Annotated in this window: 14 protein-coding genes; 5 read left to right on the forward strand and 9 right to left on the reverse strand. The window is 44.1% G+C overall.

All coding sequences use genetic code 11. The annotated features are described in order from the left end of the window. Genes NV379_RS00150 through NV379_RS00165 form a run of 4 tightly spaced genes read right to left on the reverse strand, consistent with a single transcriptional unit; the run spans nt 1 to nt 3,990 of the window. Nucleotides 1-1,302, reverse strand: a complete 1,302-nt coding sequence (locus NV379_RS00150) for an aspartate aminotransferase family protein (RefSeq protein WP_258205236.1) — start codon at nt 1,300-1,302, stop codon at nt 1-3. A gap of 39 nt (nt 1,303-1,341) precedes the next feature. After that, on the reverse strand, nt 1,342-2,700 hold the full coding sequence (locus tag NV379_RS00155) for an aminotransferase family protein (protein WP_258205237.1): 1,359 nt from the start codon (nt 2,698-2,700) through the stop codon (nt 1,342-1,344). Next, a complete protein-coding gene (locus NV379_RS00160; protein WP_258205238.1) occupies nt 2,694-3,335 on the reverse strand; it encodes a 3-oxoacid CoA-transferase subunit B in 642 nt (213 codons plus the stop codon). Before NV379_RS00160 ends, NV379_RS00155 begins: the two co-directional genes overlap by 7 nt. Continuing rightward, entirely contained in the window at nt 3,325-3,990 is a 666-nt protein-coding gene (locus NV379_RS00165) for a CoA transferase subunit A (protein ID WP_258205239.1), read from the reverse strand. The genes NV379_RS00160 and NV379_RS00165 overlap by 11 nt, the downstream gene beginning before the upstream one ends. 171 nt (nt 3,991-4,161) lie before the next feature. On the opposite strand from NV379_RS00165, the gene NV379_RS00170 reads away from it, so the two are divergent. Then, nucleotides 4,162-5,178, forward strand: a complete 1,017-nt coding sequence (locus NV379_RS00170) for an NADH:flavin oxidoreductase/NADH oxidase (protein ID WP_258205240.1) — start codon at nt 4,162-4,164, stop codon at nt 5,176-5,178. Nucleotides 5,179-5,254: 76 nt separating this feature from the next. Here NV379_RS00170 and NV379_RS00175 read toward each other — a convergent pair whose 3' ends face one another. Then, nucleotides 5,255-5,776 carry a DinB family protein gene (locus tag NV379_RS00175; RefSeq protein ID WP_258205241.1) on the reverse strand — a complete coding sequence of 174 codons (522 nt, stop codon included), beginning with the start codon at nt 5,774-5,776 and terminating at the stop codon, nt 5,255-5,257. Nucleotides 5,777-5,957: 181 nt separating this feature from the next. Here NV379_RS00175 and NV379_RS00180 point away from each other — a divergent pair, with 181 nt between their 5' ends. The 4 genes from NV379_RS00180 (at nt 5,958) to NV379_RS00195 (ending at nt 10,684) form a co-directional block, all read left to right on the forward strand. After that, entirely contained in the window at nt 5,958-7,562 is a 1,605-nt protein-coding gene (locus tag NV379_RS00180) for a LytS/YhcK type 5TM receptor domain-containing protein (protein ID WP_258205242.1), read from the forward strand. 6 nt (nt 7,563-7,568) lie between these two features. Further along, nucleotides 7,569-8,318, forward strand: coding sequence for a LytR/AlgR family response regulator transcription factor (locus tag NV379_RS00185; RefSeq protein ID WP_258205243.1), 750 nt, complete (start codon nt 7,569-7,571; stop codon nt 8,316-8,318). Nucleotides 8,319-8,424: 106 nt separating this feature from the next. Continuing rightward, nucleotides 8,425-10,485 (forward strand): carbon starvation CstA family protein, encoded by a 2,061-nt coding sequence (locus NV379_RS00190; RefSeq protein WP_258205244.1) that lies wholly within the window; start codon nt 8,425-8,427, stop codon nt 10,483-10,485. A gap of 4 nt (nt 10,486-10,489) precedes the next feature. Continuing rightward, complete coding sequence (locus NV379_RS00195; RefSeq protein ID WP_258205245.1) at nt 10,490-10,684, forward strand: YbdD/YjiX family protein; 195 nt, start codon at nt 10,490-10,492, stop codon at nt 10,682-10,684. 73 nt (nt 10,685-10,757) lie between these two features. On the opposite strand, the gene NV379_RS00200 is transcribed toward NV379_RS00195, so the two are convergent. The 4 genes from NV379_RS00200 to NV379_RS00215 form a co-directional block, all read right to left on the reverse strand. After that, the gene (locus NV379_RS00200) at nt 10,758-11,225 is read right to left on the reverse strand and encodes a 2-thiouracil desulfurase family protein (RefSeq protein ID WP_258205246.1); all 468 of its coding nucleotides are present in this window, start codon (nt 11,223-11,225) and stop codon (nt 10,758-10,760) included. A gap of 9 nt (nt 11,226-11,234) precedes the next feature. Then, nucleotides 11,235-12,464 carry an aminopeptidase gene (locus tag NV379_RS00205; protein WP_258205247.1) on the reverse strand — a complete coding sequence of 410 codons (1,230 nt, stop codon included), beginning with the start codon at nt 12,462-12,464 and terminating at the stop codon, nt 11,235-11,237. 181 nt (nt 12,465-12,645) lie between these two features. Beyond that, entirely contained in the window at nt 12,646-13,158 is a 513-nt protein-coding gene (locus NV379_RS00210) for a hypothetical protein (protein ID WP_258205248.1), read from the reverse strand. A 134-nt stretch (nt 13,159-13,292) separates the two neighbouring features. Continuing rightward, on the reverse strand, nt 13,293-14,741 hold the full coding sequence (locus NV379_RS00215; protein WP_258205249.1) for an MFS transporter: 1,449 nt from the start codon (nt 14,739-14,741) through the stop codon (nt 13,293-13,295). Between the last annotated feature and the right edge of the window lie 15 nt (nt 14,742-14,756).

Raw genomic sequence — 14,756 nt, forward strand, 5'->3', positions numbered from 1 at the left:
TTATTTAATAGCATTAAATATAGATTGTTTCAGAATGGTTAACCCTTGATCGAGTACATTGTCATCGATATTCAGTGGCAGCATTAAGCGAATCGTCTGTCCATACACCCCACAACTCGTAACAAGCAATTGCTGCTTCAAGGCTTCCTCTCGAATACGAGATACGATTGCTGTACCAGGTTTAACCTGCTCATCTTGGAATTCAATTCCGATCATCATTCCTACACCACGAATTTCAGCAACGGATGGTAAGTCACCAAGCTCGAGCTTCAAACGTTCTACGATTTGGTTACCTACTCGTTCAGAGCGCTCGACAAGCCCTTCTTGTTCAATCACTTGAATACTGGCAAGTGCAGCAGCACAAGCGACAGGGTTTCCACCAAAAGTAGATCCATGTGTGCCAGTCTGCCATTTATCATGGAGATCACGATTTGCGACAATCGCTCCAAGAGGTAGCCCTGAAGCTAATGCTTTCGCTAATACAAGCACATCAGGCACAACGCCAGCATGTTCGCTTGCAAACATTGTCCCAGTACGACCAAACCCTGTCTGAACCTCGTCAAAAATAAGCAGAATACCATTGTCATCCGCAATCTTCCGCAATTGCTGTAAAAAAGCCGCAGGCGCAGGCACATATCCGCCTTCCCCCATAACAGGTTCGATGATGATCGCAGCTACTTGTGTTGGATCAACAATTAACTCAAACAACTTCGTTAATCGATTCAAGCAGTACTCGGTCGTATCTTCTTCCGATTGACACGGCAATTGTCTTTGGTACGGATATGGTACGTGATAAACCCCACCGACAAGCGGTTCATAATACTTCCTATACTTCGAACTAGATGCTGTAAGGGATGTAGCACCCAGCGTTCTACCATGGAACGAGCCTTCGAATGCAATAATATTCGGACGTTTCGTCACTGCACGGGCAAGCTTAATTGCACCATCTATCGCTTCAGCACCTGAATTACTGAAGAACACGGTATCTAGATTACCTGGCGTAATCGCTGCAAGTTTCTGTGCTAAGCGAACTGCACTTTCGTAATATCCATAGTTCAGTCCGAGATGAATCATATTGCTAGACTGCTCATGAATCGCTTTGACGACTGCAGGATGCGCATGACCAACAGCGTTCACTGCGACACCTGAAACAAAATCAATGTATTCTACCCCATCTTCTGTCCAGAACTTTGCCCCTTGTGCCTTTGTAACAACGAGGTCTGTAATCCTAGTCATCACTGGAGATAAATGCTTCACTGCAAGTTCTCGAATTTCACTCTTCTTCTCTACGTGTTCTGTCATTGTATGCTTGCCACCTCATTTCATTAGCTAGCTTCATTCTTATTCTTGTTCAAATAAGACCAATGCAAGACTGAGACGATACACCAGTTCATCTACCTCAGTCTCATTAATTGTTAAAGGCGGACCGATCAACAAATGATCGCCTCGTATTCCATCAAGTGTCCCTGATCCTGGATAAAAGATGACCCCAAGCCTCATCGCAATTTGATTCAATTGCTCTGCTGCCCGATCAGTAGGTTCATAGAATGTATCCGTATGCCTATCCCTCATCATCTCAAATCCAATAAGCAATCCACGACCACGAATGTTTCCGATTGTTCTATGCTTATCTCGTAACCCATGCAGCTTATGAAGCAGATAAGCACCTTGTTTCTTACTATTGTCCAAGAGTCGATGTCGCTTGTAGTATCGAAGTGCCGCTCTACCTGCTGCTAGACTGACTGGATGACCACTAAACGTAGAACCATGGATGAACTTACCTTTACCATATTTTTTCAAACTATCAACTAAGCGATCCGATACGATCATGCCAGCAAGTGGCGCATAACCACCTGAGACTCCTTTACCAAACGTTATGATGTCAGGTTCGATCTTAAACGCTTCGATTGCAAAATGATGTCCTGTACGCCCGAAACCCGTCATGACTTCATCTATGATTAGTAGGATGTCGTATCGATCACATAGTGCTCTTACTTGACTCAGGTATGAATCTGGCGGTACAACCGCCCCTTGTTGACTGCCGATAATCGGTTCACATATAAAAGATGCCACGTTCTCCGGCCCAATCTCTTGGATCAAACGCTCAACCTCTTCCACACAGTCAAGCTGTTCCTTCACCTTACATTGGTCAAAATGACGCTGATACGGGCAGCGATGGCAATAAGGAGAATGTACATGCTCGGTTTGCATCAGATTCGCAAGGTAAGGGGTACGACGCAACACATCTCCACCTGCAGACAGCGAACCCATCGTATTCCCGTGATAAGATTGCCAGCGCCCGATCGTGATCGTTTTGCTAGAATTACCTCGGTCTCGGTGGTATTGAATTGCGAATTTGATTGCACTTTCATTCGCCTCTGATCCTGTTGAGGTAAAATACACGTGATTCAGCGTTCGAGGTGCCAATTGGCTTATTGCTTGAGCCAGTTCATGCTGCACTTCCGTCTCGAATCGCAGTGTATGTACGAATCCAGCTTGTTTCGCTTGAGCTGCCATTGCCTCTCCAATCTCGGTCACTCCATGCCCCAAGTTGGCTGCAATCGCACCAGAGGAAGCGTCCATATAACGTTTCCCTTTCTTATCAACTAGGTAGATCCCTTCACCATAAGCAATAAGGGGATAATCTCGGTTGAAGTCGCGATGAAAGACATGATTCATGCCGTCGCTGCTTGCTACCATAGTTCACCTCGAATCTGAAATGGCGCATCCGTCTTCTTCTGGAGTTCCTCGAGTGTTATATCCGGTGCGACTTCAATCAAGGTAAGTCCATCATCATCCACTTCAAATATGGCAAGTTCTGTTACGATTAAATCCGCTCTTCGCAATGAGGTGAGCGGATACGTCGCTTCTGCAACAAGTTTAGGAGCCCCCTCTTTTGTACAATGCGTGGTCGCGACAATAACTCGCTTCGTACCTTCGAGCAGATCCATCGCACCACCAACACCTAGCACCAAACTTCCCGGTACAGCCCAATTGGCGATCTGCCCACGACGATTCACTTGCAATGCCCCAAGTATAGATACATCCACATGACCACCTCGAATCATGGCAAACGATGAAGCGCTGTCAAAATAAGCTGCTCCTGTCAGTACAGTCACTGGCAGTTTCCCTGCATTAACGAGGTCAGGATCAACTTCATCTGCTGAAGGTGTTGGCCCAACGCCGAGAATCCCATTCTCCGAATGAATAAATACGTTAACATCTTCAGCTAAATAATCCACAACAAGCGTCGGAATCCCAATTCCTAAATTCACGATGTCACCACTTCTTAGTTCTTGCGCGACTCTTGAGGCAATGCGTTCTTTATCCCCCATCCGCTGCATCTCCAGTCAATGAAATGTAATCTACGAATAGATGCGGTGTTATGATCTCCTCTGGTGATAGGCTACCGACTTCGACGATCTCTTCCACCTCAGCAATTACAAGGTCTGCAGCTGTCGCCATATTCGGATTGAAATTACGTGCAGATTTACGATAGATAAGATTACCGAGTTTATCCGCTTTATAGGCTTTAATGAGCGCGACATCAGCTCGGATCGAAGGTTGGAAAAGGTACGTCTTCCCACGAATAACCTTCGTTTCCTTGCCTTGCCCAAAAGTCCCCACACCTGTCGGTGTATAGAAACCTCCAAGCCCAGCACCACCTGCACGAATCGCCTCAGATAGTGTTCCTTGTGGAAGTAATTCAATCTCTAGTTCCTTCGCTTGGTAAGCCTTTACGACATCTGGATTTGATGTAAAAAAGGAACCGATTCCCTTCGCAACTTGCTTACTGCGAACAAGCATGCCAAGCCCCTTGCCTGGTTCGCCAAGGTTATTACTTATAATCGTTAATTGATTCAATGATGAATTTGAAAGTGAACGTACTAACGTAAGCGGGCATCCGACAAGTCCGAATCCCCCAACCATGATCGTGATACCACTTGAGAGCTTAGATATAGCTTCATGTGCAAGGATACATTTATCCATCGCACCCTCCTCTAGTTCAGACATCACCGCTCTATATTTTATGATTGGGACAACCATTCGATGACTTTAAAAAATAGTTTCATAGAACAAGCTTTATTGTTTCGTTGAAGTCTTTAGGATTATAATGAGGATAAAATTTGCAGATGATATTTCAATTAGGAGTGATTAGAGATGGCTCACTTGTATTCCCCATATACCTTAAAAGGATTGGAACTAAAAAATCGTGTCGTCATGGCACCCATGTGCCAATATTCGGTTGATGCAGAAGATGGGATTCCAACCGACTGGCACTTTGTTCATTATGTATCTAGAGCAGTTGGCGGTACGGGGCTGATTATCATTGAGATGACAGATGTTGAACCGGATGGTCGAATATCCAATCGTGATCTTGGTTTATGGTCAAATGAACATATACCTGCTTTCAAGCGGATTATTACTGAAGCGCATAAGTATGGCAGTAAAGTTGGGATTCAAATCGCCCATGCAGGACGTAAAGCCGAAGATGCTGAAGTGCCTGTCGCACCTTCAGCTATTCCTGTAACGCCTAAATGGAAAACACCGCGTGCACTCTCTACAATAGAAACCGAGGCAATGGTAACAAAGTTCCAAGACGCAGCTCGACGCGCCGTGGAAGCAGGCGTTGATACAATTGAGATTCATGGAGCACATGGTTACTTAATTCATCAGTTCCATTCTCCACTGTGCAACAAGCGAGATGATAAATACGGTCAAGATTATGCCGCTTTCGGCGTTGAAGTCATCCGTGCGATGAAAGAAGTTATGCCAGCAGATATGCCGCTCATTATCCGTGTCTCTGCCGTTGAGTACATGGATGGCGGTTATGATATTGACCATATGATTGAAGTGTGCAAGAAGTACAAAGACGCAGGCGTGGATCTATTCCATATTTCCAGTGGCGGTGAAGGACCTGCCGGAGTTCGTAAACCTGCGAACACACCCGGGTATCAAGTAGAATTTGCTCGGCTAATCAAGCAGGCCATTGATGCGCCAGTAATCGCTGTTGGATTGTTAGATCTTCCTAAGCTTGCTGAAGAAACACTGGTTGATGATGAAATTGAGTTAGTTGCAATTGGTCGCGGAATGCTTCGTGATCCATACTGGACCTTACATGCCATTCAAGCGACTTCAGACCAGGGTGTTCCTCCAAGACAATACTTACGAGGTTAAGCACAAACCCCCTTTCACTGCAATAGTGAGAGGGGGTTTTAATTTAGTACGATATTTTATTTAAGTGATACATGTCTCATCTGACTGTTTGTCCAACTTCATACGCATAAAAAATATAATCAGTCGATGCTCCCGAGAATCCCAATTGATGCAACATAGCCGAAATATTCCCACGGTGGTAAGTTCCATGATTAACTACATGTTTGATGACTTCAGCCAATGTTGAATCTAACTGCCCAAAGTGTGGATGGGATAATACAAATTTCGCATTCAAATCCTCGTATGATTCTAGAAAATGAAAGTAATCACTTGCTAATTCATCACTTCTGGAGCGGAGTTCAGCAGCGCTGATCGCTGTTGTCTCTACTTTAAGTTGCTCGACAAAACTTACAATTTCTTGAAAGTTCACTTTATTGAGTACCTTAAGGTACATGGCATCTGTGATATACAGGTGAGTCAATACGCTTACAACAGTTGGGAATACACTCTTCATCTCTTGGGTGTACACTTCCTCTGGAAGCTCTTGAATACGATCCCATACTCGATTACTTGCCCAAATATGGTAATTGTAGTCCTTCTTCGCAATTGATACTGTCATTCCAAAACCCTCCCTACGCTCTATCAAACTAATATTAAAATACATTATGAATCTACCATATGGGGATTATTTTAACAAATAATACCACCAAATAACTCTGCTCTTTTAAAATAAAAAAAGGATTTTACTAAATGTGGAAGAAATATTGAAGTCACATTCGGTTTTGGAGGAGCCCTCACACATGATACAACTGCTAGTCGACATGATTGAACGCATCGGGTTCTTGATTGCTCTTGCCTTCGCCTTCTCACGAAGTCGGTGGATGCGCAGCTATATGAGCTATCAAGGCGACAACAAATATCAATGGCGATTCCTATTCTTTTTTACAGCCTATGCAATCCTAGCGACCTATTCGGGTGTGACGGTTACCGACTATTCCTATCGCTCTGCGCCATGGATCGGGGAAGTGAATTCGGCTACCGCCATTGCGAACTCGCGTACGGTTGGTGTCGTTATTGCTGGCCTTCTAGGCGGTACCAAAAGCGGGCTAATCGTAGGTCTTGCTGCAGGCATTCATCGATATAGTCTGGGTGGTTTTGTAGCACTCCCCTGTATGATTGCGCCAATCTTACAAGGCATACTCGCAGGACTATGTCGCAATACCTTTAAGCAAAAGTTTCGTAAAGCCAATTCTGTCCGCATTGCATTTCTTGTTGGGATCATTGCGGAAATGTTGCAAATGGCGCTCATCCTCTTATTAGCAAGACCTTGGGAAAGTTCGTTCAATCTTGTGATGCTAATCGGTATTCCTCAGATCCTTACCAATGGTGTTGGCGTCGCACTATACTTTGTCCTGTACATCACAATGGAGCGTGAAGAAGACCGCATTGGTGCAGAACATGCAAGCAAAGCACTGCAAATTGCGGATATGACGATGCCACTCTGGCGGCTTGAATTTTCAAGTGCTGTTCGTGAGATTGCAAAAGTACTGGCACAAGAGATGCGAGCAGCAGGAGTATTTTTCACCAAAGACGAACAGAATTGGATCTCAGAAGGTAGACGTACGAAGTATGCCGTTGATCTTCAGATCGGCAGCTCCAATCAACAACCAGTAGGACGGTTTCGACTTTACTTCGATCGAGAGCAAGTTGATGCCCCTTCGCGAAGACGCATGCTAAACTCCCTAGCTGAACTCCTTTCTCAGCAATATGCATTTGTGGAATCAGAACGGCAAGCTCAATTGCTCGCAGATGCTGAGATTCGTTCCCTTCAAGCTCAGATGAACCCGCATTTTCTATTTAATGTACTCAACACAGTTAAATCCTTCATTCGAACAAAGCCAGAAGAAGCAAGGCAGATGATCATGCACTTATCTAAGTTTTTACGTAAAAATATGAGTCATAGTAATCAGCGACTCATTACCATACGTGATGAATACGAGCTTGTACATTCTTATCTGAATTTAATTAAATCACGCCACGGCGATCAATTGGAGTTTGAAGCGAATATCGATGAACGTACATTTGACCGATTGATCCCTCCTTTTACGATACAACCACTAGTTGAGAACGCCATCGTTCATGGGATTCACAATATTGGACGCAGGGGCCTAATTCGCCTTTCCATTCAGGAAGATTCCATTGATGAGGAGCGACTTATGCGCGTTACTGTAGAGGATAATGGCGTGGGTCTGGCCACAGACAAGTTGGAAGAACAAGCAGAGCATGCTGGTATCGCTTTGCGCAACATTGAACAACGACTAGCCTATCATTATGGCAAGAAGCATCCACTTCAAATTGACAGTAAGAAAGATGTTGGAACAACCATTACATTCTGGGTGAGGTGATTATTAATGAGATTAAATATCGTAATTGCAGATGATGAAGCACCAGCTCGAGAAGAACTCGCCTACATGCTGAGCCAATATGAACAAGTAGACAAGCTTACTCAGGCGATAAATGGTCTCGATACCATTAAGAAAGTGAAAGAGCAAAAGCCAGATATCCTGTTTCTAGATATGAACATGCCTGATCTAAACGGACTCCAAGTCGCCGAAATCATTCGTGAGTGGAATCCGAACCTCAAGATCGTTTTCTCCACAGCTTATGACCAATATGCCATTCCTGCTTTCAAGCTACGTGCCTTTCACTACATGCTGAAACCTTATGATGAAGAAGATGTAGAAATGATTTTTCGTGAACTAGGTAAAATTCAAGTGAATACGGGTGCTTCGACTACTCCCCCACCTCAGCAGATCGTGACTCGCAGCTCGGTTAAACTTGCTCTTGAACTGGAAGAAGGAATTAAATATGTCTCTCCGATTGACGTGGTATACATAAGTAAAGAAGGTAAACATGTACAAGTACATTTACGGGAAAATGCCTACACCGTGTCCTATAACCTGTGTGATCTGGAAGATAAACTCGAACAGTTCGGATTCTTCCGCTGCCATAAAAGCTATCTCGTCAATCTGGATAAGGTTGCAGAACTTAAATCGTGGGTGAACGGTGCTTATAACTTAATGATGAATGATGCCCGCAAAAACGTCATTCCCGTCAGCCGAAATTATATTAAATCGTTGCGTTTGAAGCTTGAAATTTAACATCATAGTGCTCAAGAATTGCATCATACGCCACAGCTATTTAACTATCATCTAAAACTCACTATACTTCTTATGAAAACGCTTAACAAAGGAGTGATGTGAGGTTATGAAAAGCAGAAAGATGTCATATGTAATTTGGGGTGCAATTGCTGCACTAGGTGCTGTTGGCTTTGGAATGCTGGCTCTTGCAAGTGGCGAGCGCATATCAGCAGCATGGCTGATCATCGCTGCGATCTGTACGTATGCATTCGGTTATCGATTCTACAGTAAGTTTATTGCAAACAAGATTTATAAGCTTGATGACAGTCGTTCTACTCCAGCTCATGTACATAGTGATGGCAAAGACTTTGTTCCGACGAATAAGTTCGTTCTATTCGGACACCATTTTGCTGCAATTGCAGGTGCAGGACCACTTGTTGGACCTATCCTAGCTGCTCAGATGGGATATTTACCGAGTATACTCTGGATTCTAGTCGGTGCGGTGTTAGCAGGTTGTGTACAAGACTTCATCACCTTGATTGGATCCATGCGTAGAGATGGCAAATCGCTCGGTCAGATGGCAAAGGATGAAGTCGGTAAATTCGGCGGGATCATTGCTTCCATTGCCATCCTAGCTATTCTCGTGATTCTCGTTGCCGTATTAGGACTTGTTGTCGTTAAAGCGTTGGCAGAATCTCCTTGGGGGATGTTCACGATAGCAATGACGATCCCAATTGCCATCCTGATGGGTTTCTACATGCGTTATATTCGTCCAGGTAAAGTTATTGAAGGTTCTGTTATTGGATTTATTCTTCTCATGATAGCCCTATGGGCGGGTCAATACGTTGCCACAAGCCCTACCCTTGCTCACATGTTCACATTTACTGCTCCTCAGATTGCGATAATGATGGTCATTTATGGCTTAATCGCCTCTGTACTACCTGTCTGGGTGCTGCTTGCACCACGTGATTATTTGAGCTCCTTCCTCAAGATTGGCGTTATTATCTTACTTGCCGGCGGGATCTTAATTACATTGCCAGATCTACATATGCCTGCTGTAACCAAATTTATTGATGGAACCGGTCCTGTCTTCACAGGCAACCTCTTCCCTTTCTTATTTATCACTATTGCTTGCGGAGCTGTATCGGGATTCCATTCCCTAATTTCTTCTGGTACAACACCTAAATTAATTGAACGTGAATCCCATGCTCGATTTATTGGATATGGCGGGATGGTAGCTGAATCTTTTGTAGCGGTAATGGCACTCATCGCTGCTTGTGCGCTAGAACCAGGTATTTACTTTGCTATGAATTCCTCACCTGCTGTCATTGGAACAGATGTTTCGGCGGTTGCAGCCAAGATCTCATCCTGGGGTTTCAGCTTAACTGCCGATCAAATTACGCATACCGCAGCTGAAATTGGAGAAAAATCAATCCTTTCCCGTACTGGCGGTGCGCCTACTCTAGCTGTGGGTATGGCCGAGATCTTCTCCTCCTTCCTAGCAGGTGCTAAAGCGTTCTGGTATCATTTTGCCATTCTATTCGAAGCTGTCTTTATCTTAACCGCAATTGATGCAGGTACGCGTGTAGGTCGCTTCATGCTCCAAGAACTTGTAGGCAATTTCTATAAACCCTTTGCTCAGACTAAAGTGTTCACATACAACCTTATTGCTTCTGTAATCGTATGTGCAGCATGGGGATACTTCCTCTATCAAGGTGCAATGGATCCGTTCGGCGGTATTAACTCCTTGTGGTCCTTATTCGGAATCTCCAACCAGATGTTAGCTGCAATTGCACTTGCTGTTGCCACGACGATTATGATCAAAATGGGCAAAGCCCGTTATGCATGGGTTGGCATCGTTCCATTCGTATTCCTTTCAGTTACGACACTAACAGCAGGTTTTCAAAAGGCATTCTCTTCCAATCCAGCAATCGGCTTCTTGTCAGCAGCTAAGAAATATCAAACAGGTATCGACAGCGGTCAAGTCATCGCGCCAGCTAAGACCATGGAAGTCATGCAGCAGATCGTGACGAATAACTATGTTGATGCCGTTCTTACCATCTTCTTCGGTGTAGTCGTACTGCTAATGATTTTCGAATCGTTCCGAGTTTGGTACAAAATTCTGGTACAAAAGAAAAAAATCCAGCTTCAAGAATCACCTTATATTCCATCAAACTTCGGAGCCTAAACCTATGCGAAACTTACCTAAATGGATCAAGCAGACGAGAACGAATGTGAAGTTCATTTTCAATATCCCGGATTATGATAAATATTTGCTTCACCATCAGGAGCACCATCCTGACACCAAGCCAATGACAGAGAAAGAATTCTATATGAGCACACTCAATGACCGTTACAATAGTGGGAAGATCAATCGCTGCTGTTAATAACGAGTTGATGTGAAAAGAAAAAAATGGATAGAGGTATCAGACATCATCTGAACTCTATCCATTTCTTTTATTAGATATACTGTTGAAGGTATTCTTCAAGTCCTTCTTCTGAAATGACCTCAATGCCGTTTCTTCGAAGTAACGCGGTTGTAACGCCTACCCCAACCATTTTCTTGCCGATAAATTCTCCGTTGTAGATCATCGAACTTCCACAGGAAGGACTGTATTCCTTCAGCACAACGACGGTTGCTTCGACGTCTTGCGCTTTCTTTAACGTCACATACGCACCATTCACATATAACTCCGTAACGTCCGCACCTGACTTCTCGATCACTTTCGCCTTGCCGTCTAGAACATCTTCGCCGTTGCCTCCGACAATCTCAGCAGGCTCTCTCGGAGTTGTGAATCCACCGAGTAGTTCAGGACATACCGTGATGACTTGATTCTCTTCAATCAGCTCGCGAATCGTATCATGCAGACAATGTGTGCCATTGTATCTGACCTCTAACCCCGCCAAGCAAGAACTTACGAGTATCATACATTTACCTTACGCCCAGTTTCCTTTAATGAACACAGGCTCCTTTGTTCCATCTTCGAATTCGCCTTCGATATCAAGTTCCGCACAGCCAACCATGAAGTCGACATGCGTCAAACTCACATTTGCACCATGTACAAGTAGCTCTTCTTGTGTCATCTTCTGTCCGTTCTCGATATTAACTGGATACGCGCTGCCTACAGCAAAGTGGCAAGATGCGTTCTCATCAATACCTGTGTTATAGAAGATGCGATTCAAGTTCGAGATTGGGGAATCATGCGGTACAAGTGCAATTTCACCCAAGTGTTTCGCCCCTTCATCCGTTGCAAAAAGAGAATCCAAATGCTCTTGACCCACTTCAGCTGTATATTCCACGACTTTCCCCTCTTTGAATGTCAAAGAGAACTTGTCCACGATACGACCATTCATATTAAGAGGCATCGTACTTGTCACCGTACCATTCACGCCTAAGCGATGCGGCATGGAATATACTTCTTCCGTTGGCATATTGGCCACGAAGTAAACCCCTCTTGTATTCTCACCGCCAGCACTCTTCCAGATATGACCTTTCGGCAATTCAACTGACAAGTCCGTACCTGGTGCACGGTAGTGAAGACGCTTGTAGCTCTTCTCATTGAGGCGATCCTCGAATGTTTTGAGTCGATCAATGTGGTCATGCCATGCTTGTACAGGATCATCATGATCGACGCGCTGCATTTTGAAAATCGTCTCCCACATCGTATCGATTCGCTTCTCTTCTGGCAAGTCTGCGAATACGATATCTGCCCAAGCTTTCGTAGGTGCTTTAACAAGACACCAAGCGATTTCATTATTGCGTGTATAATGAGAAAATTTCTTTCTCGCTTTTGCCGCTGCGTTGCCGGCACGAACAACTTTGGAAGAATCGATTCCTTTGAATAGCTCAGGGTTTGGTACTTTAATGTTCAGAAGCGCACCACCGCATTCTGCAAGCTGCTCCATCGACTTCGCGCTCCACTCTGGGTAGAAATCGAAGGATTCATCTGATGCATATTCATAACGTGCACGAGTAATTTCATCGTCACTCCAAGATACTTCCACATATTTTGCTCCAGCTTGATAAGCTTTCTTCACAATGTGGCGCGTCAATTCAACCGCTTCAAGCGGGGATTCGATATGTAGCACTTGTCCGGATTGGATGTTTACACCGATTCGAACAACCAGCTCCGCATACTTCTCTAAATTTTGCTCATGTGTAGCCATTAGACATGCTCCTTCACAGAAAATTAATGCTATAAATTAATTAGATATATTTTTATCATACCACTATTTCTTTAAAAATACCTCTCTCTACTTCGCAATCGATGCACATGAATAAACCAATCCCGCGGGAAATCACTCATTCCAGCGGAATTGGTTTACTATTCTTACTATTATCTTTTAATCAGAAATGATAAAGCCAAGACGTTGGGATCAAGAATGTCCAGGGTGAGGTGACAATCGCTAGTGTGAGACAAATATTCTTGCGTAATCCACTATCCGGTAAGGTTAATCGAAATGTGAATCTATAATTAAACCAATAAATAAGAATCGAAGAGATGAGCATTGCAAGCAGGATGATAGGAAGTCCAAACCAGTGTGCATATGTATTCCAACTAATCGCTGCACCAATCTCTAACGAAGGAACCCACATTTCGGAACCAATCAGAACGGCCAAAAGGAATACTGCTCCAATCACATCAGCAAGAAATCCGAATCCCCACACTTTAAGGATGTTTTTCCAATAGTAAGGCTCTAGACCAAGTCCATGCTGCCGTAAACCAAAAGCATAGAAAGCCGCAAGGATTACCAATGAATCTACAATAAAGTTACCAACAATTGTTAGTAATATGACCGGAGGAAAGAAGATAAGAAACCAAACTGGAAAAATCAAATTGTACAGCTTAGAATCATTCAATCATAAATCACCCTTTCTACCCTACTTGGTGTTAAAAGAATAATCTCATAGGAGTATATGGGTTATTATACCATATTTTACTTTTTAGTAAGTTAAAAACCTCCTTGCATATTACATGAAGGAGGTTCTTTCACTTACATCATGGTTTTCGGTATATCGGAGCTGACTTGTTTAGGTGAACGGATGAATAGCAATGCGATTATTGCACCTGCTAAGGCGACGATTCCTGCCCATAAGAATGCTGCTTGAAAACCACTATTCAGTGCTGCCGCAGGGTCACTACCTGCCTGTGAAGCTGTTGTAGTTGCAGCAATCGCAACCATGATCGCTAAGCTGATAGCTGATCCAATCTGATAGCTCGTATTTGCTAAACCTGATGCAAGTCCTGCTTCCTCTGGCTTGGCACCTGACATCGCAGCCATCATCGATGGAATGTAAGCGAGTGACATGCCAAGCGCTCCGAGTAGTGAGGCAGGCAGCACATTCGCAAGAAAATTACCGTCAACTGGTGTGTAATTGGAGAACACGATCATAGAGCCGCCAAGCGCAAGAAGACCAATCACAATATTCGCTTTCATGCCTAATTTGGCGATTAACTTACCTGTGATGACAATCATAAAGATTGCAATTAGGATGGTCATTGGGAGTAAGGCTACCCCACCTGTAAATGCTGAAAATTGAAGTACTTGCTGCATGTAGAGATTGAGGAAATACCACAGTGGAATCCATCCACCTGATAACAGGATAAGCGCAAGGTTACCTGCAGCAAGATTGGGTACTTTGAATATTCGAAGTGGAACAAGTGGTTCTTTCTTAACGGCTTGCACAAAGAGGAAGAGAATAAATAATGCGATACCAGAGATTAGGGTCCATATAGTCGTCGGTGCCCCCCATCCGTTCTGTTCTGCAGTGACAATTCCGTACACAACGAGCACCAATGCTGCTGTTACAAATATGGAACCGATGATATCAATACTGCCTTTTCCACGTGTTCCCTTCGCAAGAAGCTTAGGTGCTAACAGTAAGGCAATAATACCAACTGGAACATTAATGAGGAACGTCCATTCCCAGCTCAGCCATTGCGTAATCACACCTCCTAAGAACACACCAGCAGATCCACCTGCAGCAGCAGAAGCTCCCCAGAATCCCAATGCCTTGCCGAGTTCCTTCGGATTACCACTAAAGAGCATCATCACAATCGTTAAGGCAGATGGAGCAATGAGGGCAGAGCCGAATCCCTGTAATGCACGACCGACATTAAGCGCAGTATCGTTCCATGCGAGACCTGCAAGTAGAGATGCTGCCGTCAAGATAAGAAATCCCCACATGAACATACGCTTTTGACCATAAAGATCAGATAAACGACCACCAAGAAGTAACAAACCACCGAAGAAAATCACATATGCATTAAACACCCACTGCAAGCTTTCTTGTGAATATCCCAGAGCTTCCTTTATCGCGGGTAAGGCAACACCAATAATAGATGTATCCATGATTACCATAAAATTTGCAAGGCATAACAGTGCAAGTGCCTTCCAGCGTCTTGGGTCAGCCCCTGATGAACTTTGTGCTTGTGTTGACATTCCATTCACTCCTCT

The sequence above is a fragment of the Paenibacillus radicibacter genome (assembly GCF_024721995.1).
Classification (GTDB): Bacteria; Bacillota; Bacilli; order Paenibacillales; family NBRC-103111; genus Paenibacillus_AM; species Paenibacillus_AM radicibacter.